Source organism: Nocardiopsis sp. NRRL B-16309 (assembly GCF_001279585.1).
Lineage (GTDB): Bacteria > Actinomycetota > Actinomycetes > Streptosporangiales > Streptosporangiaceae > Nocardiopsis.
This window is the reverse complement of record NZ_LGEC01000016.1, coordinates 352,782-371,282: the sequence shown is the minus strand read 5'-3', so window position 1 is coordinate 371,282 and position 18,501 is coordinate 352,782. Positions and strand designations below refer to the sequence as shown.

The 18,501-nt window shown below is 72.7% G+C and carries 19 protein-coding genes; 14 read left to right on the top strand and 5 right to left on the bottom strand.

What is annotated here, in order from left to right; all coding sequences use genetic code 11:
• Positions 1-177: 177 nt before the first annotated feature.
• On the bottom strand, positions 178-573 hold the full coding sequence (locus tag ADL05_RS04625; RefSeq protein ID WP_053615588.1) for a metallopeptidase family protein: 396 nt from the start codon (positions 571-573) through the stop codon (positions 178-180).
• A gap of 238 nt (positions 574-811) precedes the next feature.
• On the opposite strand from ADL05_RS04625, the gene ADL05_RS04620 reads away from it, so the two are divergent.
• The 9 genes from ADL05_RS04620 (at position 812) to ADL05_RS04585 (ending at position 8,991) form a co-directional block, all read left to right on the top strand.
• Positions 812-1,210, top strand: a complete 399-nt coding sequence (locus ADL05_RS04620; RefSeq protein ID WP_053615626.1) for a DUF3499 domain-containing protein — start codon at positions 812-814, stop codon at positions 1,208-1,210.
• Between the two features lie 133 nt (positions 1,211-1,343).
• On the top strand, positions 1,344-2,699 hold the full coding sequence (locus ADL05_RS04615; protein WP_053615587.1) for a phosphomannomutase/phosphoglucomutase: 1,356 nt from the start codon (positions 1,344-1,346) through the stop codon (positions 2,697-2,699).
• Between the two features lie 110 nt (positions 2,700-2,809).
• Positions 2,810-2,986 (top strand): Trm112 family protein, encoded by a 177-nt coding sequence (locus tag ADL05_RS29345; RefSeq protein WP_082376097.1) that lies wholly within the window; start codon positions 2,810-2,812, stop codon positions 2,984-2,986.
• 155 nt (positions 2,987-3,141) lie between these two features.
• Complete coding sequence (locus tag ADL05_RS04610; protein ID WP_053615586.1) at positions 3,142-4,515, top strand: serine/threonine-protein kinase; 1,374 nt, start codon at positions 3,142-3,144, stop codon at positions 4,513-4,515.
• A 242-nt stretch (positions 4,516-4,757) separates the two neighbouring features.
• A complete protein-coding gene (locus ADL05_RS04605) occupies positions 4,758-5,636 on the top strand; it encodes a phosphate/phosphite/phosphonate ABC transporter substrate-binding protein (RefSeq protein ID WP_053615585.1) in 879 nt (292 codons plus the stop codon).
• Positions 5,633-6,496: a phosphonate ABC transporter ATP-binding protein gene (locus ADL05_RS04600; protein ID WP_082376096.1), complete on the top strand. Its 864-nt coding sequence runs from the start codon at positions 5,633-5,635 to the stop codon at positions 6,494-6,496. The genes ADL05_RS04605 and ADL05_RS04600 overlap by 4 nt, the downstream gene beginning before the upstream one ends.
• Positions 6,493-7,314 carry a phosphonate ABC transporter, permease protein PhnE gene (gene phnE / locus ADL05_RS04595; RefSeq protein ID WP_053615584.1) on the top strand — a complete coding sequence of 274 codons (822 nt, stop codon included), beginning with the start codon at positions 6,493-6,495 and terminating at the stop codon, positions 7,312-7,314. The genes ADL05_RS04600 and phnE overlap by 4 nt, the downstream gene beginning before the upstream one ends.
• A gap of 75 nt (positions 7,315-7,389) precedes the next feature.
• Positions 7,390-8,196: a tyrosine-protein phosphatase gene (locus ADL05_RS04590; RefSeq protein WP_053615583.1), complete on the top strand. Its 807-nt coding sequence runs from the start codon at positions 7,390-7,392 to the stop codon at positions 8,194-8,196.
• A gap of 132 nt (positions 8,197-8,328) precedes the next feature.
• The gene (locus ADL05_RS04585; protein WP_053615582.1) at positions 8,329-8,991 is read left to right on the top strand and encodes a TetR/AcrR family transcriptional regulator; all 663 of its coding nucleotides are present in this window, start codon (positions 8,329-8,331) and stop codon (positions 8,989-8,991) included.
• 150 nt (positions 8,992-9,141) lie between these two features.
• Here the strand turns inward: ADL05_RS04585 and ADL05_RS04580 are convergent, their stop codons facing one another.
• A complete protein-coding gene (locus ADL05_RS04580) occupies positions 9,142-10,284 on the bottom strand; it encodes a hypothetical protein (protein ID WP_053615581.1) in 1,143 nt (380 codons plus the stop codon).
• Between the two features lie 357 nt (positions 10,285-10,641).
• Positions 10,642-11,058, bottom strand: coding sequence for a MerR family transcriptional regulator (locus ADL05_RS04575; protein WP_053615580.1), 417 nt, complete (start codon positions 11,056-11,058; stop codon positions 10,642-10,644).
• Positions 11,059-11,185: 127 nt separating this feature from the next.
• On the opposite strand from ADL05_RS04575, the gene ahcY (ADL05_RS04570) reads away from it, so the two are divergent.
• Both ahcY (ADL05_RS04570) and ahcY (ADL05_RS04565) read left to right on the top strand, forming a co-directional pair.
• The gene (gene ahcY, locus ADL05_RS04570; protein WP_053615579.1) at positions 11,186-12,622 is read left to right on the top strand and encodes an adenosylhomocysteinase; all 1,437 of its coding nucleotides are present in this window, start codon (positions 11,186-11,188) and stop codon (positions 12,620-12,622) included.
• A gap of 13 nt (positions 12,623-12,635) precedes the next feature.
• Positions 12,636-13,898 (top strand): adenosylhomocysteinase, encoded by a 1,263-nt coding sequence (gene ahcY, locus ADL05_RS04565; protein WP_053615578.1) that lies wholly within the window; start codon positions 12,636-12,638, stop codon positions 13,896-13,898.
• A 151-nt stretch (positions 13,899-14,049) separates the two neighbouring features.
• Here ahcY (ADL05_RS04565) and ADL05_RS04560 read toward each other — a convergent pair whose 3' ends face one another.
• Positions 14,050-14,853 (bottom strand): RDD family protein, encoded by an 804-nt coding sequence (locus ADL05_RS04560; protein WP_053615577.1) that lies wholly within the window; start codon positions 14,851-14,853, stop codon positions 14,050-14,052.
• A 110-nt stretch (positions 14,854-14,963) separates the two neighbouring features.
• Between ADL05_RS04560 and ADL05_RS04555 the strand changes: the two genes are divergently transcribed.
• Both ADL05_RS04555 and ADL05_RS04550 read left to right on the top strand, forming a co-directional pair.
• Entirely contained in the window at positions 14,964-15,956 is a 993-nt protein-coding gene (locus tag ADL05_RS04555; protein ID WP_053615576.1) for a stage II sporulation protein M, read from the top strand.
• Positions 15,957-15,997: 41 nt separating this feature from the next.
• On the top strand, positions 15,998-16,261 hold the full coding sequence (locus ADL05_RS04550; protein ID WP_053615575.1) for a DUF397 domain-containing protein: 264 nt from the start codon (positions 15,998-16,000) through the stop codon (positions 16,259-16,261).
• 37 nt (positions 16,262-16,298) lie between these two features.
• Here ADL05_RS04550 and ADL05_RS04545 read toward each other — a convergent pair whose 3' ends face one another.
• Positions 16,299-18,296 (bottom strand): tetratricopeptide repeat protein, encoded by a 1,998-nt coding sequence (locus tag ADL05_RS04545; RefSeq protein WP_053615574.1) that lies wholly within the window; start codon positions 18,294-18,296, stop codon positions 16,299-16,301.
• On the opposite strand from ADL05_RS04545, the gene ADL05_RS32365 reads away from it, so the two are divergent.
• The gene (locus tag ADL05_RS32365) at positions 18,290-18,463 is read left to right on the top strand and encodes a type II toxin-antitoxin system PemK/MazF family toxin (protein ID WP_369800886.1); all 174 of its coding nucleotides are present in this window, start codon (positions 18,290-18,292) and stop codon (positions 18,461-18,463) included. The two genes, ADL05_RS04545 and ADL05_RS32365, sit on opposite strands and share 7 nt — an antisense overlap.
• The last annotated feature ends 38 nt before the right edge of the window (positions 18,464-18,501 follow it).

Genomic DNA, 18,501 nt, shown 5'->3' with positions numbered 1-18,501 from the left:
ACCAACCCCCTGTCGTCACGGTGAGCGGGACCGTTCGGCCTGGGGTGCCTGGCAGACGGGGCCTCCGGCACCTCCGGTGCGCGCCCTCACTCCCCGCTTCGGCCCGGATCGAGCCCCAGCGGTTCCGTAGGCCCTCACCGGGATGGGCGACGGCTCAACGTGCCGGGGCGGGGCGGATCAGCTCTCGGGGTCGACGGACTCCGGCTCCACCCCCAGGAGGTTGGCGACCTCCTCGACCACGGTCTCGTGGACCAGGAGGGCCATCTCCTCGGGATCCTTGGTGCGGATCTCCACCGGGCGCCGGTAGACCACGATGCGGGCGCGGCCCGCGGGGTCGGTGTCCAGCCGTGAGAAGGGGATCGCCTCGGGGGGCCGGTCGCCCAGCGGGATCGGGGGGACGTCCTCGACGAGGAAGTCCACGTTGGCCAGCTCCCGAGCCCACAGGCGCTCCAGGCGTTCGACCGCGTCCAGGACAAGGTCGTCGAAGGCCTGCGCTCGGCTACGGAATACCGGCAGGTCAGACGGCACGAGAGGACCGCGGATGCCTCGGCCGCGGCGGTCCCGGCGCCGCACTCGGTCTGGTTGGCCACTGGAAAGGCGCACTCGTCGCACACTCCGAGACTAAGCCATCCCGGGCCCCGCGCGTAGTCCCACGCGTGCCGAACGTGGACGCGTGCCGGAGGCGGCGGCGCGGGGTGGCCGACGCGGTGCGGGGCCGGGGCCGTGGCCATGGTGTGGACATGACCCGAAACGGCCCAGTTCATGGCACGAAGCTGGCGTGTCCCTCGGTAAGGGCATACAGTCAGTGGCTGTGAGCCCAGTTCGACGCTGCTCCCGTACCGCGTGCAGACAACCAGCCGTATTCACGCTCACGTACGTCTACGCGGACTCGACGGCCGTCCTCGGCCCGCTCGCCGCCTACGTGGAGCCGCACTGCTACGACCTGTGCGCCATGCACGCGGAGCGGTTGACCGCCCCGCGCGGGTGGGAGGTCGTACGCCTGCCGGTGGAGACCTCGGGCGGCGGCCCCGGGAGCGACGACCTGGAGGCTCTCGCCGACGCCGTGCGCGAGGCCGCTCGCCCGCCGGCCCGCCGGGAGCCCGACGCCGTGGGCGAGGGCTCCGAGACCCTGCGCCGCGGGCACCTGCGGGTGGTCCGCTCCGACCCCGGCCGCGGCGAGTCCGGCGCGCCCCGCGGACCCCGCGACTGACCGGACCCGTGCCGTCGCCGTCGGTGGTGCCCCTGAGGGGCCGCGGCGACCGCTTGCTAGTTTTGTAGCGCGCGTGGACCCGCTTCGCGCGCGGGACCGAATCTGGAGCAGAACCGACTGGGCCGGAGCAGACGTGGCTGATCTCGGAAGCATCTTCAAGGCGTACGACGTGCGCGGGGTGATCCCGGACACCTTCGACGCGGGAATCGCCCGCGCCATCGGAGCGGCCTTCGCGCACGTGGTCGGCGGCCCCGCGGTCGTCGTCGCACACGACATGCGCCCCTCATCGCCGGAGCTGGCCACCGCCTTCGGGGAGGGCGTCACCTCCCAGGGCGTGGACGTGGTCTTCACCGGCCTCGGCTCCACCGACCTGCTGTACTACGGCTCGGGGCAGCTGGACCTGCCCGGCGCCATGTTCACCGCCAGCCACAACCCCGCCGAGTACAACGGCATCAAGATGTGCCGGGCCGGCGCGGCGCCCATCAGCGCCGACACCGGGCTGGACGAGATCCGGCGCCTGGCCGAGAAGGGGGTCCCGCCGCACGACGGCCCCGAGGGCTCGGTCACGGAGAAGGACCTGCTGCCCGGCTACGCCGCCTACCTGCGCGACCTGGTGGACCTGTCCGGGGTCCGCCCGCTCACGGTCGCCGTGGACGCGGGCAACGGCATGGGCGGCCACACCGTCCCGGCGGTCCTGCAGGACGGCAGCCTGCCGCTGGAGATCCTGCCCCTGTACTTCGAGCTGGACGGCACCTTCCCCAACCACCCGGCCAACCCCCTGGACCCCGACAACCTGGTCGACCTCCAGGCCAAGGTGCGCGAGTCCGGCGCCGACATCGGCCTGGCCTTCGACGGCGACGCCGACCGCTGCTTCGTCATCGACGAGCGGGGCGAGGCCGTGCCGCCCTCGGCCATCACCGCCCTCGTGGCCGCCCAGGAGCTGGAGCGCGAGCCCGGGGCGACCATCATCCACAACCTCATCACCTCGGCCGCGGTCGCCGACATCGTGCGCGAGCGCGGCGGTGTGCCCGTGCGCACCCGCGTCGGCCACTCCTTCATCAAGGCGACGATGGCCGAGACGGGCGCGATCTTCGGCGGTGAGCACTCCGCGCACTACTACTTCCGGGACTTCTGGAAGGCCGACACCGGTATGCTCGCCGCGATGCACGTCCTGCGGGTCCTGGGGACGGACGACCGCCCGCTCTCCGAGATCACCCGCGAGTACTCGCGCTACGCGGCCTCCGGCGAGGTCAACTCCCGGGTCGACGACGCCCCCGGCCGCATGGCCGCGGTGCGCGCGGCCTTCGAGGGCCGCGAGGGCGTCACGATCGACGAGCTCGACGGCCTGACGGTCTCCCTGCCCGGCGGGGCCTGGTTCAACCTGCGCGCCTCCAACACCGAGCCGCTGCTGCGGCTCAACGTCGAGGCGGCCGACGACGCCGGGGTGGACGCGCTGCGCGACGAGGTCCTGTCCATCGTCCGCGCCTGACCGGGCATCATGGAGGGATGGGCGCGGACCGACGGTTCCGCGCCCGTCCGGCTCCGCCGGCACCACGGCCCGGCCCCGACGGCCCGGGCACCACACGAGGAACGAGAACGATGAGCACGAAGATCGACGACTGGCTGCTGGAGATCCTGGCCTGCCCGCAGAGCCAGGCGCCGCTGCGCCACGACCCCGAGACCGACGAACTGGTCTGTGACGAGAGCGGCCTCGCCTACCCCATCCGGGACGGCATTCCGGTCCTGCTGGTCGACGAGGCCCGAAAAATCGGTTGAGGTCGAAGGGAACGTTACGGACGTTTCGGCAGTCATATCGGGAGCGACAGGGGGCGAGGTGCCCCTTTCGGGCGTGAGGGACCGCGTCGCGGTATTCCCCACAACCCGTACCCTGGTGCTGCGCCCCGCCAAGACGACCTCCCTGGAGGACAGAGATGCCCGGTCCCGAATCGCTAAAGCCGAGCGACCCCGTATCGTTCGGTGAATACAGCGTGACCGGTCGCCTCGGCAAGGGTGGCCAGGGCATCGTCTACCTCGCCGAGGACCCCGACGGCGAGGAGGTCGCGGTCAAGGTCCTCAACGACCAGTGGTCCCAGGACACCGACCTGCGCAAGCGGTTCGAGAAGGAGGTCCGCGCCGCGCAGAAGGTCGCGTCCTTCTGCACCGCCGCGATCATCGACGCCCAGCTCGACAGCGACCCGCCCTACGTGGTCAGCGAGTTCGTGCCGGGCAAGGACCTGCAGGAGACCATCGCCAAGGGCGCCACCCAGAAGGGCTCGCGCCTGCAGCGCCTGGCGGTCTCCACCGCGACCGCGCTCGTGGCCATCCACAAGGCCGGGATCGTCCACCGCGACTTCAAGCCGGGCAACGTCCTGCTGGGGCCGGACGGTCCGCGCGTGATCGACTTCGGCATCGCCCGGGTCGACGACGGCACGGCCACCATGACCAACTCGATCGTCGGCACGCCCTCCTACATGGCGCCCGAGCAGATCGAGGGGCGCGGGATCACCGACAAGTGCGACATCTTCGCCTGGGGCTGCGTCATCGCGTTCGCCTCCACCGGCAAGGCCCCCTTCGGCGCCGACACCGTGCCCGCGGTGGTGCACCGGGTCGTCAGCGCGCCGCCGGAGCTGGACGGCATGGACGAGGCACTGCGCCCGATCGTCGAGGCCTGCCTGGACAAGAACCCCGACAACCGCCCCAACGCGCAGACCCTGCTCATGCGCCTGCTGGGCCACGACGGCCCGGCGGACGACTCCACCGCCGACGACGCCCTCAAGCAGGGTGAGCAGATCGCCCAGACGGGGCTGATCACCGGCGGCCAGATGCCGCCGATGCGGCCCCAGGGGCCCCCGCAGCCGCAGCCGCCCCACCCCCAGCAGCACGCCACCGGCGGGCACCCCCCGATGACCTCGGACCCCCGCATGGGTCAGCACCCGGGGATGTCGAACCCGCGGCCCGGCCAGATGGGCCACCCCGTCAGCTCCGACCCCCGCCACGGGTTCGGCGGCCACCCGGGGGTCTCCAACCCCCGCCCCGGAACCCCCGGCATGCCCGGAGTTCCCGGACCCGGAGGCCCCGCGGGCTACCCCCAGCAGCGGCCCGCGCCGCACGTGGCACCGCACGCGGGCAATCCGCTCGCGACCGGGATGAACCCCAACCAGACCTTCGCCCGCCCGGGGATGCAGCAGCCCGTGCCGCGCCCCGTCGAGCAGAACTCCGTCCTCCAGCAGAGCTGGGTCATCCCGGCGGTCCTGATCACCATCGTGATCCTGATCCTCGTGATCATCATCCTCTCCATCGCCTAGGAATCGCCTGGGACGGGATCCCTCCGCGGTCGTTCCGCGGGTCCACTGTGGCCGTTCCGCGGGTCCACCGGGGGGCTCCGCGCCCTCTTCGCGGCGACTGGGGAGCCCTCCGCGGCCGGGTCGCGGAGACCGGCGTTCATCTGGCCGCAATTAGTGCACCGGTGGTATCGATACCGGCGGTTCACGAAATCACGATTGCTTGGGAAGCGTCACATTCCTGACTCCGCACTAGGAGCGAAGGCATGCACCGCTTCCCCCGATCCCTCACCGTGCTCGCCGCACTGTCCCTGCTCGGAGCGACCGCCTGCGCGTCCGGCGCGGGCGAGTCCTCCGACGAGGCGCTCGTCTTCGCCTTCCCCCCGGGCGCCGACGACCCCGAGCAGCTCTCGCAGATCCAACCCGTCGCCGACCACATCGCCGAGGCGGCCGGCCGCGAGGTCACCACCGAGTCCCCGGCCGACTACATGGGCGTGGTCGAGGCACTGCGCCAGGGCCACGTCGACGTGGCCCTGCTCAGCCCCTTCGCCACGGCCATCGGCCAGGAGGCCGGCGGCCTGGACGTGGGACTGGTCTGGGAGGCCGGTGACGAACCGGCCTCGGTCCTGCTCGCCCGCGCCGACAGCGGCATCGAGACGCTCGCGGACGTGGAGGGCCGCCAGGTCGCCTTCGTCGACCCCGGATCCACCACGGGCCACTTCATGCCGCGCGCCCTCCTGAACGAAGCCGGTCTGGAGGCCGAGACCGACTACGAGATGACCTTCGCCGGAGGCCACGACTCCGCGCTCCTGGCCCTGGACCAGGGCGGTGTCGACGTGGCGGCCACCGCGGCGATGCTGATGGAGACCTTCACCGAGGCCGGGCTGGTCGACCCCGACGAGGTCGTCGTCCTGGCCGAGAGCGACCCCATCCCCGTCGGCCTGACCATCGTCTTCTCCGAGGACGTCGACCCCGCGGTGCGCGCCGGCATCGTCGAGGGGCTGCCCGAACTGCTGGCCGGCGACGAGTCCCTGGCCGAGCTGATGGGCGGCGAGACCGCCATCGCCGACCCGGACGAGGAGGTCTTCGAGCCGCTGCTCGACGTCGCCTCCTCCGTCGGCCTCGACCTGGAGGACATCCGATGACCGCCGACGGCACGGCCACCGCACTCGGCGAAACCCCGCCCGCACCCGCCCGCGTGCCCGACGCGGCCGGTCCCGCCCCCGTGGTGAGCGCGCACGACCTCACCGTCGTCTACGACACCGCCGCCGTCCTGGAGGGGGTCGACCTCGACGTGGCCTCCGGCGAGGTGGTCGCCCTCCTCGGCCACAGCGGCTCCGGCAAGTCCACGCTCATGAAGGCGCTCACGGGCATGGCCCCCGTGGTGCGCGGCGGCGCCCTCGTCACCGGGCGCGAGGTCACCGGTCTGCGCGGACGGGCCCTGCGGTCCCTGCGCGCCGACGTCGGCCACGTCTTCCAGCACTTCCACCTGGTGCCGCGCCTGTCCGCCCTGGCCAACGTGCTCTCCGGCGGCCTCCACCAGGCCGGTCCCGCGTCCGTGGCGGGCGTGTTCTCACGGGAGCAGCGTGTGCGCGCCCTCGCCCTGCTGGACCGGGTCGGGCTCGCCGACCAGGCCCGCCAGCAGGCACGCACGCTCTCCGGCGGACAGCAGCAGCGGGTGGCGATCGCCCGCGCCCTGATGCAGGACCCGAAGCTGATCCTCGCCGACGAACCCGTGGCCTCCCTGGACCCCCGCCTGGCCGGGTCGGTGCTGGGGCTGCTCTCGGACCTGGCCCGCGAGCGCGGTGTCCCCGTGCTGGTCAGCCTGCACGTGGTCGCCCTGGCCCAGCGGTACTCCGATCGCGCGGTGGGCCTGCGCGACGGCCGCGTCGTGGCCGACCTGGCCTCGGCCGACCTGGGCCCGGCGGCCGTGCGGGAGATCTACGGCGCCGACACCGAGTTCGGCACCGGACCCGCCCCCGCGCGCCCTCTGGAGGACTCATGACCGCCCCGACCGGACCCCCGGTGCTCCCGGACCGACTGCGCCGCCTGGCCTCGCCCTGGCAGCCGCCGGGAGCCGGGGGCACGCTGACCGTGGTGGTCGTCGCGGCCGCCATCGCCTGGTCGGCCGCCGGGTCGGGGTTCAGCCCCGCGGCCCTGCTCGACGGCGTTCCCGCCATGGCCGACTTCCTGTCCCGGCTGTGGCCGCCGGACTTCGGCAAGGCCGCCACCATCGCCGCGCTGCTCGTGGAGACCCTCCAGATGGCGCTGCTGGGCACGCTGTTCGGCGCGCTGCTCTCGCTCGCGCTGAGCTTCGCCGCGGCCGAGAACATCGCCCCGCGTCCGGTCTACCTGGCCGCCAGGTTCGTGCTCAACGTCCTGCGCTCCATCCCGGAACTGATCTTCGCGCTGCTGTTCGTCTCAGCGGTCGGGCTGGGGCCCTTCGCCGGGATCCTCGCCCTCATCCTCGGCTCGGTCGGCACCATCGCCAAGGTCTACGCCGAGGCCATCGAGGCGGTCGATCCCGGTCCGGTCAACGCGCTGCGGGCGGCGGGGGCCTCGTCCGGCCAGGTCATCACGTTCGCGATGCTGCCCCAGGCCGCCCCTCTGCTCACCTCGTACACGCTGCTGCTGTTCGAGGGCAACGTGCGCGGTGCCACGATCCTCGGCCTGGTCGGAGCGGGCGGGATCGGTCTGGAGCTCACCACGGCCCTGCGGCTGTACGACTTCGGCCACCTGTGCGCCATCGTCATCGGGATCATCGCGCTCGTGACCGCCATCGACCGGCTCAGCGCGCTCATCCGCGCCCGCCTGACCGCCTGACACCCGACGACGGGAGGGCCCGGGCCCCGAGAGCCCGGGCCTTCCACCACAGCCCCCACCACCACCGGGAGCAGCATGAGCACCACCGACCCCACCCCACCCGTCCTGCCCCTTCCCACGAGCCCGGTCACACCGAGCACCCCGGTCAACTTCCGCGACCTGGGCGGAATCCCGACCGCGGGCGGCCGGGTCCGCGACGGCCTGGTCTTCCGCAGCGACGACCTGGCCACCGCCACCGAGGACTTCGTCCGCTCGGCGTGCGAGCGGCACCGCATCGGCCACGTCATCGACCTGCGTTCCACCGCGGAGGCCGCCGCCGTCGGCCGGGGACCCTTCGCCGACCGCTCGGTGACCCGGCACGCCGTGAGCTACCACCACGTCCCGCTCGGCGAGGAACTCGTGGCGGGCGGAACCGGCCGACTGCCGGACACCACGGAGGGGGTCGCCGCCCTCTACGCCGACATGGCGGACTCCTCCGCCGCCTCCCTCACCCTCGTCCTGAGCCTGCTGGCGGCCACCGACCGACCCGCGGTCTTCCACTGCGCGGCGGGCAAGGACCGGACCGGCGTGCTGGCCGCGCTGCTGCTCGGCGCGGTCGGGGCGCAGGAGGGAGCCGTCGTGCGGGACTACGCCCGCACCGAGGCGGTCATACCGGGAATCGCCCGCAGGATCGCCCACCTCGTCGGCGGCGCGAGCGGCGGCGCGTTCGCGGAGGCGGCGGTCGCGCGGGGGCCGATCATGGGCGCCCGGGCCGAGACGATGCACGCCTTCTGGCGGATCATGGCCGAACGGCACGGCGGCCCCCTGGGCGGACTCCGCGCGGCCGGACTGGCCGAGGACGTCGTCCTGCGGCTACGCGCCCGTCTGGTCCAGGACGCCTGACGCTCACCCGCGCACGGTAGGGTCCTGCGGTTCGGCCCGGGGCCGCGCACCGCGCCCCGGGCCGAACGACCCGAGACCCCTCCGCGCCCGTCCCGCCACCGGGGCGGGACGACGAGACCCCTGAGGACCCCCATGCCCACGCAGACCGCACGCGGACCGGGACGGCCGCGCGAGGAGGCCGCCCGGCGCGCGCTCCTGGACGCGACGGTGGAACTCCTGCTCGAACACGAGGACCCGGGACGGGTGACGGTCGCCGCGATCACCGAACGGGCCGGGGTCGCCCGCGCGACCCTCTACCGGCGGTGGGAGTCGCGCGAGGAACTCATCGCCGAGGCCCTGGACAGCGTGCGCGAGGTGCCGCGCATCCCGGACACCGGCGACCTGTCGGCCGACCTCGAACCGTGGCTCGGCCCCGAGTCCGTCGGCGACGACCCGCGCACCCACCGGCTGATCCGCGTCCGCCTCACCCAGACCCTGAGCGATCCCGAACTGCGCCGGGTCTACTGGGAGCGCTACATCCGGCCGCGCCGCCGCCCGCTGCTCGACCGCCTGCGGGCCGAGGTCGACCGGGGCGGCCTGCCCGCGGGCACGGACGTGGAGATCCTCGCCGAACTCATGGCGGCGGTGGCCTACTACCAGCTCCTCGTGCGCCCGGACGACGGCCGCGCGCTCGAACGCGTGCGGCGCGCCACGCGCCTGCTCCTGGACGGCCGCGTGGCCGCCGCCGACACCCGTGCGCCCGAGGACGGGGCGGCACGGCGTCCGGGCTGGTACGACGCCGACAGCGACGGCTGACCGGCTGACCGATCGAGCCGGGGCGATGCACCCGCCGCCCGCTCCCGGGCGACTCCGGCCCTGTTCCGGGATTCGGTCCGGGCCCGGCGCGTCGGCGCACGGCGGGCACGTCCGCGAAGGTGTCCGCGGCCGCGCCGCCGCGCGGCCGTCTCAGACGCGGGTGAGCGCCTGCATGGAGCGGGAGAGGGCCTCGTCCACGAGATCGCGCACCTGCGGCCACCGGTCGTCCGCGCAGTCGGTGGGGATCACGGTGACACTGTCGTCGCCGGTCATGTCCAGGGCGTCGTGCACGCCCTCGGCGGTGGTCAGACGCGCGTTGGCGGTCACCGCGAGCACACCGGTACGCGGGTGGCCGATCTCCTGGACCACCACGGCCAGGGTCAGCGAGGCGTCGCCGACCGCCAGTTCCAGCACCGTCCACCAGTGCGCGGCCCCCGGGGTGAGCACGGTGGGTGCCGCCGCGGCCGCGCCGGCGGCGTCCGCGGACGGGGCGTCCGCGCCCCCCGAGCGCACCGAGGCGCGGGCGCCGGGGTCCATGGAGCGCAGGATCAGGGCGACCGACTCGGCGCGCGTGTGGAGGTAGTCCTGGAGGCGTCTGCGCAGCACCGCGGCCAGCGGCGGAATCGCGGACCGGGGTTGGGGCACGGCTTCGGGGGTCCAGCTCAGCTCGTCGCGCAGGGCGCCGGTCACCAGGCGGGCGAACCGGCTCACCAGGGTGGCGAAGGCGTCGTCCGGCCGGGCCGGTTCCGAGGCGGGATCCGGCAGCAGCGGCGGGAAGTCCGCGCGGCGCAGGACCAGGGACGCCAGGACCCACGGCAGCACCCACGGGGACCGGTCGCGGGGCGTGCGCGGCTCGTCCAGCTCGGTCAGCACGGCCACGCACTCGGCGTAGGTGTGGGCGGCCCGCACCACCGGGTGCGCCGGGAGCGCGGCGGCCTCGGCCAGGCGCCGGGCCTGGTCGGGTCCCAGCTCGCGTCGAGGGGAGCGGGAGGCGCATCCGTCGGGCAGGGTGGCGGCATCGCGGTTGAGCTCCTCGACGACCTCGGCGGTCACCGGGCGCCCGGACATCCGGTCGCCGGAGGCGGACTCCAGCAGCGACTCCAGGGCGTCACCGCCGCCCATCTGCCGGACGCGGCGGTGCACGGACGCCCGCCGCGCGGCTCCGCGCGCGTCACGGGACTGGCCCTGGCGGTGCTGGGCCCAGATCGCCCGGAGCCGGTCTACGTCCATGAGGTCATCGCGCACGCGTTCCGGGAGACGGTCCGGGGCCGCGCTGCCGCTAAGGGTATCCACGTCAGACTCCGTAGCCCGTGCGCTCCCCGCCAAAACCTGTCACGGGGACCCATCTGTGGCCGTGACCGGACGCGCACGGGTGTGAACCCCGCGTCGTCTCCGGCGTCGGGGTCCCGGAACCCGTGCTGGTGGGGCCGATGGGGCTGGAGGTTCCGGTGGTGTCGGATGTGTGGTGTCGGCCCGGGCAGGGCACCGGTTGGTAGGACTCGGCTCAGCGGGATCCGGTTCGGTCGTTCTCGGCTCAGCGGTGACGGGTCGCCAGCTCCGGTGCGACAGCTCTCGACCCGGCCGCGCCAGTTCGGTCGCGCGGGTTCGGCGGGATTCGGCTCAGCGGGATCCGGTTCGCCAGGAGTCGGCTCAGCGGCGCCGGTCCTGGAGGAGCCGCATCGCCTTCTGCTTGTCGAAGTCCAGGGCGCGGGTGGGTGCTGCCGCCAGGCGTCCCAGGCGCTCGCCGTGGTCGCGCACGCGCGCCAGCACGTCGGGTTCGGCGAGCACGCGCAGCGCGAACGCCAGCGCGGCCGGGGGGATGTCGAACTCGCGTTCCAGCTCCAGTCCGGTGGCGATCGTGCGGAGGTCCTCCTCGGTGAACCTGCGGTGCCGGTGGCCGCGGCCCGTCGGCTGCTCCTGCGTGCGGGGCAGCAGCCCGAGTCCCTCGCGGTAGCGCAGCATGCGGGCACTGGTCCCGACCTGCTCGGCGGCCGTCGAGATCGGGACGGGCCCGGCCGTCCAGGCGGAGCGGTCGGGTGTGCGCGGGGCGTCGTCGCGGGCGGCCATGAAGGCGACACTAATCGAAACCGGAGACCAAGGTGGGCAAAGCTGACACTTGATTGTCAGCTTTGTGCCGTGGCGCTGCGTGCGGCTCTAGAATCATGGCGCAACCACGATGACGAGTGAGGAACGCATGGCTTTCGACTTCAAGGTCGCCGATCTGTCCCTGGCCGAGTTCGGCCGCGACGAGATCCGGCTCGCCGAGCACGAGATGCCCGGGCTCATGGCCACCCGCGCCGAGTACGGGGACAGCAAGCCGCTCAGCGGCGCGCGCATCATGGGCTCGCTGCACATGACCGTTCAGACCGCCGTCCTCATCGAGACCCTGGTCGCCCTGGGTGCCGAGGTGCGCTGGGTCAGCTGCAACATCTTCTCCACCCAGGACCACGCCGCGGCCGCCGTCGTGGTGGGCCCCGACGGCACCCCCGAGGACCCCAGGGGCGTCCCCGTCTTCGCCTGGAAGGGGGAGACGCTGGAGGAGTACTGGTGGTGCACCGAGCAGGCGCTCACCTGGCCCGGCGCCGAGGGCCCCAACATGATCCTGGACGACGGCGGCGACGCCACGATGCTCGTCGTCAAGGGTGCCGCCTACGAGAAGGCCGGCGCCGTGCCGGACCCCTCCACGGCCGACAGCGAGGAGTTCGCGGTCGTCCTCGGCCTGCTCCAGAAGAGCCTGGCGGCCGACTCCGGCAAGTGGACCCGCATCGCCTCCGGCATCCGCGGCGTCACCGAGGAGACCACCACCGGCGTGCTCCGCCTCTACGAGATGCAGCGCGAGGGCACCCTGCCGTTCCCGGCGATCAACGTCAACGACTCGGTCACCAAGAGCAAGTTCGACAACAAGTACGGCATCCGCCACTCGCTGCCCGACGGCATCATGCGCGCCACCGACGTCCTCATCGGCGGCAAGGTCGCCGTGGTCTGCGGTTACGGCGACGTCGGCAAGGGCGCGGCCGAGGCGCTGCGCGGCCAGGGCGCCCGCGTGATCGTCACCGAGATCGACCCGATCAACGCCCTCCAGGCGGCGATGGACGGCTTCCAGGTCACCACCCTGGAGGACGTGATCGACACCGGTGACATCTTCATCACCACCACCGGCAACTTCAACGTCATCATGGCCGACCAGATCACCCGGATGAAGCACCAGGCGATCGTCGGCAACGTCGGCCACTTCGACAACGAGATCGACATGGCCGGCCTGGCGAAGGTGCCCGGCGTCAAGAAGAAGGAGATCAAGCCGCAGGTCCACGAGTGGACCTTCGAGAACGGCACGTCCGTCCTGGTGCTCTCCGAGGGCCGCCTGCTCAACCTGGGCAACGCCACCGGCCACCCCAGCTTCGTGATGTCCAACAGCTTCACCAACCAGGTCATCGCACAGATCGAGCTGTTCACCAAGCCCGACGAGTACCCGGTGGCCGTGTACACGCTGCCCAAGATCCTCGACGAGAAGGTCGCGCGGCTGCACCTGGACGCCCTGGGCGTCAAGCTGACCACGCTCACCAAGGAGCAGGCCGACTACATCGGCGTGGACGTCGCGGGCCCGTACAAGGCCGACCACTACCGCTACTAGCCTTCGGGTGGACATGACTGAGCCCTCACACGAGGTGGCGGACCTCGGCCTCGCCGAGGCCGGGGTCCGCCGGGTGGACTGGGCCGAGCGCTCCATGCCCGTGCTGCGCAGCGTGCGCGAGCGCTTCGCCCTCGAACGTCCGTTGGAGGGCCTGCGGATCGCCGCGTGCCTGCACGTGACCGCCGAGACCGCCAACCTGCTGCGCGCCCTGCGCGCGGGGGGCGCGGAGCTCGCCCTGGCCGCGTCGAACCCGGTGTCGACCCAGGACGACACCGCGGCCGCGCTGGTGTCCGAGTACGGGGTGTCGGTCCACGCGTGGGCCGGGATGGACCCCGTCGCCTACGACCGCAACCTCGTCACCGTGCTGGAGACGCGTCCGCACCTGCTGCTCGACGACGGGTGCGACCTGGTCAACACGGTCCACTCGGACCGCCCCGACCTGCTGGAGGGCATCCTCGGCGGCTGTGAGCAGACCACGACGGGTGTCATCCGGCTGCGCCGGATGAGCGCGGAGGGGGAACTGCGGCTGCCGATGGTCGCCGTGAACGACACCGCGACCAAGCGCATGTTCGACAACCGGTACGGCACCGGGCAGTCGACCATCGACGGCATCCTGCGGGCCACCAACGCGATGCTGGCGGGCCGCACCGTCGTGGTCGCGGGCTTCGGGTACTGCGGTCGAGGGCTGGCCGAGCGCGCCCGCGGCATGGGCGCGCGGGTGGTCGTCACCGAGGTCGACCCGGTCAAGGCCCTGGACGCGGTGATGCAGGGCTACACCGTCACGACGATGGCGGAGGCGGCCCCGGTCGGGGACGTGTTCGTCACCGTCACCGGCAACCGGGACGTGGTCGGAGCCGAGCACCTCAAGCGGATGAAGGACGGCGCGATCCTGGCCAACTCCGGGCACTTCGACCTGGAGATCGACCTGGACGCGCTGGACGGCCTCGCCGTGACGGTGAACCGGGGCGTGCGCGAACAGGCCGACGAGTACGTGTTCGCCGACGGCCGCCGGGTCCTGCTGCTGTCGGAGGGACGCCTGGTCAACCTGGGCGCCGCCGAGGGCCACCCGGCCGCGGTGATGGATCTGTCCTTCGCGGTGCAGGCCCTGACCACGGAGTGGCTGGCGCGCTCGCACGCCGACCTGGCCCCGGGCGTGGTGGACGTTCCGGCGGAGACGGACACCGAGGTGGCCCGGCTCGAACTGGCCGAGCTGGGCGTGAGCATCGACGCCCTCACGGCGGGCCAGGAGGCCTACCTCAGCTCCTGGCGGCCCTGAGGACCGTCCGCGCGGACGGGACCCGCGCCGGTACCGGGAGCGCGGACGCACGGCGATGCGAGTGCCGGTGCCTGTGCCGCGCTGAGCCCGGGTCCAGGTCCGGTACGGCCGGGGTTCGGTCAGGTCCGGCCCGGTCCCGCGGGGCCCGGGGTCAGTACCGGGGCCGCTGCGCGGTGTCCGTGTGGCGGCGCCGTCGCTCGGCCAGGACGGCGGCCAGGAAGTAGGGGGGCGTGGTGCCGGGCGGCGGTGGCGGGCTGATCTGGGCCGCGACCCGGTCGGCCAGGCGGGCGCCCATCTCGTGCCGGGTGTGCTCGGCCAGCTCCTGGTAGCGCAGCACGTACTGGCGGGCGGCCGCGGCGGTCTCGTCGGCCAGTCCGGACAGTTCGGCTCCGGCCGCCCAGCCCGCCAGCTGCGGCGGCATCGGGATGTGCTCGTCCCTGCGGCGCCCGGTGCGCTCCTCCACGACCATGGTCCCGGCCACGAAGTCGCCCACACGGCGCCCGTCGCGGTTGATCATCGACGTGATCAGCGCGATCACGCCCGTGACCAGCCAGATCTCCACGAACCCGGCCAGGGCCCGTCCGAGCGCCTGGCGGAACCGTTCCGGCGAGCCGTCGGTGCCGACCACGCGCAGCCCCATGGCCATCTTGCCGAGGGATCGGCCGCGGGAGATGGTCTCGAACGCCGTCGGGTACCCCACGAGGATCAGGACCACGCCGGCGAGGGAGACCGCGCTGGTCGCGGCCACGTCCACGCCGAAACTCATCCAGGCCACCAGCACGCCCAGCACGGCGAGGGCGATCAACTGGACGAGGACGTCGATGGCGATGGCCGCGGCCCGCGTGGCGAAGCCGGCGGGCCTCAGATCGAGGACCACCGCGTCACCCGTGACCAGAGGGGTGACGCCGTAGACGTCGCCCCCGGTCTCACCGCCTCCGGGGTAGGACACCAGCACACGCTCCCTTGAGGGCCGACTTCAACCGTCCACCCGACATTACCCGGCACTCATCAGGCCCGTTCGCACCGGCGGTCACGGGCCGGGGTCGATCCAGTAGGGTCCAATGCGTGGATATCGACGTCTTCGCCGCGGCGCACGCACGGGAGTGGGAACGGCTGGACGACCTGGTGCGCAGGCGCCGGTCGCTGCGGGGTGCCGAGATCGACGAACTCGTCGACCTCTACCAGCGGGTGTCCACGCACCTGTCGGTCGTGCGCTCCTCCGGCCAGGACCCGGCCCTGGTGGGCCGGCTGTCGACACAGGTGGCCCGGGCCCGGTCCGCGGTGACGGGTGCGCACGCGCCCGCCTGGCGCGACGCGGCGGGATTCTTCACACGCGTGTTCCCCGCGGTGCTCTACCGGTTGCGCTGGTGGTGGATCGGTGTGTCCGCGGGCACGGTGCTGCTCTCGACGGCCGTGGCCGTGTGGATGGTCACCAACCCGGACGTCATGTACGCGGTGGGCACGCCCGAGGAGATGGCCCGCTACGTCGAGCACGACTTCGCCAACTACTACGTGGAGAACCCGGCCGGATCCTTCGCCGCCCAGGTGTGGACCAACAACGCGTGGGTGTCGGCGCAGGCGATCATCTTCGGTGTGGCCTTCGGGCTGCCGACCCTGTACGTGCTGGCGATGAACGGGGTCAACCTCGGGTTCGCGGCGGGGATGATGATCGGCCACGGCCGGGGGGAGCAGTTCTTCGGGCTGATCCTGCCGCACGGACTGCTGGAGTTGACGGCGGTGTTCGTGGCGGGCGGTGTCGGACTGAAGCTGGGCTGGACGATCATCGCGCCGGGTGACCGCACCCGCATGCGGGCCCTGGGGGAGGAGGCCCGGGCGGCCATCGCGGTGGTGCTGGGGCTCGTGGTGGTGCTGTTCATCTCGGGGCTCATCGAGGGCTTCGTCACGGGCTGGGTGCACACCACGTGGCTGCGCATCGGCATCGGCGTGGTCGCCGAGGCGCTGTTCCTCGCCTACGTGTTCACGGTCGGCCGCAGGGCCCACCAGGAGGGCGAGACGGGCGACATCAGGGACGCCCCCGCCGCGGTCCCGGTGGGCTGAATCTCGGACGGGAAGGGGCCGCCCGTGCCATCATCGCCCCCATGGACGACCCCGCCCCCCGCTGGTTCAAGAGCAGCCATAGCAGCCATATCAGCGATTGCTTGGAGGTCGCCTTCGCGGGACTCCGGCCCGACAGTTGGTCGAAGAGCAGTGCGAGCCATGTCTCGGGGAACAGCTGTGTGGAGATCCGCTACGCACCCGCGGCGGCCCGCGTGCGGCTCAGGGACTCCCAGGCCCGGTCGGGCCTCGTGCTGGGCGTCGCGACAGCGGAGTGGCGGGCGTTCGTTCGCGCTGTGCGTGGGTGAGATCCGCGCCTGAGAGCCAGGCCGTCAGCCGCCTCCGTCAGGGGAGGCCGTCGAGGATCTCCCGGACGAACACGGTGTCCTGGTGTTCCGGTCCGAGTTTCGGCAGCCAGTGGTCGAGCAGGCGCTCGCAGAGGCGTCGGGCGGCGGCGTGGTCCCCCATGTCCCGAGCGATGACGGCCAGGTAGAGGTCGACCTGGCGTGTGCGCTCGTGGTGCTCTCCCACCGTGCGGACACGGGCCGCCCGCACGGCCCTCATCTCCCGTAGAGCGGTGTCGGCGTCCCCGGTCCGGAAGAGAGCGTAGGCGAGCCCTTCCTTCACGAAGAGTGTCTGCGGATGCTCGTCGCCACTCACGCGCACGCGATCGGCCAGAAGCCGCCGTGACTCGTCGACCACGGCATTCCAGTCCTCTCGGCGGCCCACAGCGAGGGTGACGAGATACCGAGTGTCCAGCGTAGACGGGGCATCGGAGCCGAGGGCCGCTTCCTTGTCGGCGACGAGAGCGCGCAGAGCCCGCTCGGCCTCATCGATGTGACCCTGGTAGAGCCGCGACTCGGCGAGGAGGTGACGCGCGCGGAACGTGGTCGGGTGGTCGGCTCCCAGGCGGTCTCGGGCACCTTCCAGGGCGGTCCGCAGGATCGCCCGCGCCGCGTTACGTTGACCCAGGCGGATCTGGGCGTGGGCGACCGACACGAGTGTGTCGAGGGCCGCCTGAGGGTGATGAGGCCGCAGGCGAGTGTTGAGGTCGTGCAGAACCGTGTACCCGGCGCGTTCGAGGGCCGGGTCGTTGCCGAACTCACGGGAGAGCAACCGCTCGGCCACATCGAGGAGCGGCAGGTCGTCGTCGGTCATGCCGGCGCGCACGCTCTCTGACACGAGTGGGTGCAGACGCAACGCCCGCTCTTCGAGGCTCGTCGTCAAGGTGACCAGCCCATGGACGACCAGTGCGTTGAGCGCATGGGCCATCGCCACCTCGTCCAGTGCGTCGAACGGGTTGTCGGCCAGATCCGAGACCGGCAACCGGCGCAGGGGAACAGGAGATCCCTCCGACCCGAGGACGGAGAGGAGGCGCAGGAGCGGCGCGGCGTTCACATCGTGTTCGGTGACCAGTCGCAGGGACAGTTCCCAGACACCGGACAGGAGCCTGCGCTCGGTGTCGCCTCCGGTGACGAGGGGCGCGGCCAGTGCGTCCAGTGCTGACACGTCCTGATCGAGTCTGGCCAGGAGCGCCCGTGCGTCGGGGAACAGCACCTGGTGCGTCGCCAGGATGCGCCCGGCCAGGAACACCGCTAATGGGACTCCGCCCAGGCGGTCGGCGAGTTCGTCCGCTCCGGGGAGGTCGACCGCCCCCGCGTGGTCGGTGAGTGCGGTGGTCGCGGCCTCGCGGCCAAGCTCGCCGATCCGATGGACGTGCGCGGGCGCCCACTGGGCGGGATCGTCCACACGGCTGGTGACCAGTACGAACCCGCCGGGACTCGCTCGCATCCAGCCCAGCTGGTCTCCTGGCCGGTTCTCCGGGTCCAGCTCCTCCGGTCGGTCCGCGTTGTCGATGACCAGCAGCCATGGCCGGGGCGCCTGGTCCAGGTGCCGCCACACCCAGCGGGCCGCCTGGCGACGGGTGGGCCTGACTTGTTCGGCCTCCGCCCGGGAGCCGCCCGCCTCGACGGCGGCCTCCAGCATGCTCGCCGCGACGTTCCCCGGCCGCACCCAGAACACCGTCCACCCGTCGGCGCGCGCTCGCTCTGCCAGCGCGGCGGCCACGGTCGTCTTGCCGAACCCGCCCGGGCCGGTGAGGATGTGGGGAACGGGCGCGCCCACCGCCATGGCCGCTCCGAGCGTGTCCAGGAGCTCGTCCCGGCCGCGCACGGCGGTCGCAAGGCGGGGCAGGTCCAGGGACACGTCCGAGAGCGGAACCGGAGCCGGGGGCGGAGACGGGACGTTGATCGTCACGCCGCCGTGGATGTCCCTGGCCTGCACCAGCTGGCCGGACACGGCACCGTGGACGGCGTTGTCGTGAGCGTCGGGGGGAGATGCCATGCCCCCATACTGCCCTGCTCGGCGCGCGCGTGTGTGGCGTAGTGCTCGTCGACCAGATGCGCTCTGTCGACCGCCAGATCCGCCTGGGGGACTTCGCAGGGCGACTCGAACCCCACGCACTGGACGAGGTGGATCATGCCTGCCGTCTCGTTCTCGGCCCCCTGTGAGCTGACGGGCCCGCCGGTGGGACCGTGATCCCGGCGGG

Coding starts and splice junctions, on each gene's coding strand:
- ADL05_RS04600 (WP_082376096.1), top strand. CDS start 5,633: ATGACCGCCGACGGCACGGCCACCGCACTCGGCGAAACCCCGCCCGCA.
- ahcY (WP_053615578.1), top strand. CDS start 12,636: ATGACTGAGCCCTCACACGAGGTGGCGGACCTCGGCCTCGCCGAGGCC.
- ahcY (WP_053615579.1), top strand. CDS start 11,186: ATGGCTTTCGACTTCAAGGTCGCCGATCTGTCCCTGGCCGAGTTCGGC.
- ADL05_RS04610 (WP_053615586.1), top strand. CDS start 3,142: ATGCCCGGTCCCGAATCGCTAAAGCCGAGCGACCCCGTATCGTTCGGT.
- phnE (WP_053615584.1), top strand. CDS start 6,493: ATGACCGCCCCGACCGGACCCCCGGTGCTCCCGGACCGACTGCGCCGC.
- ADL05_RS04575 (WP_053615580.1), bottom strand. CDS start 11,058: ATGGCCGCCCGCGACGACGCCCCGCGCACACCCGACCGCTCCGCCTGG.
- ADL05_RS04545 (WP_053615574.1), bottom strand. CDS start 18,296: ATGGCATCTCCCCCCGACGCTCACGACAACGCCGTCCACGGTGCCGTG.
- ADL05_RS32365 (WP_369800886.1), top strand. CDS start 18,290: ATGCCATGCCCCCATACTGCCCTGCTCGGCGCGCGCGTGTGTGGCGTA.
- ADL05_RS04590 (WP_053615583.1), top strand. CDS start 7,390: ATGAGCACCACCGACCCCACCCCACCCGTCCTGCCCCTTCCCACGAGC.
- ADL05_RS04605 (WP_053615585.1), top strand. CDS start 4,758: ATGCACCGCTTCCCCCGATCCCTCACCGTGCTCGCCGCACTGTCCCTG.
- ADL05_RS04585 (WP_053615582.1), top strand. CDS start 8,329: ATGCCCACGCAGACCGCACGCGGACCGGGACGGCCGCGCGAGGAGGCC.
- ADL05_RS04550 (WP_053615575.1), top strand. CDS start 15,998: ATGGACGACCCCGCCCCCCGCTGGTTCAAGAGCAGCCATAGCAGCCAT.
- ADL05_RS29345 (WP_082376097.1), top strand. CDS start 2,810: ATGAGCACGAAGATCGACGACTGGCTGCTGGAGATCCTGGCCTGCCCG.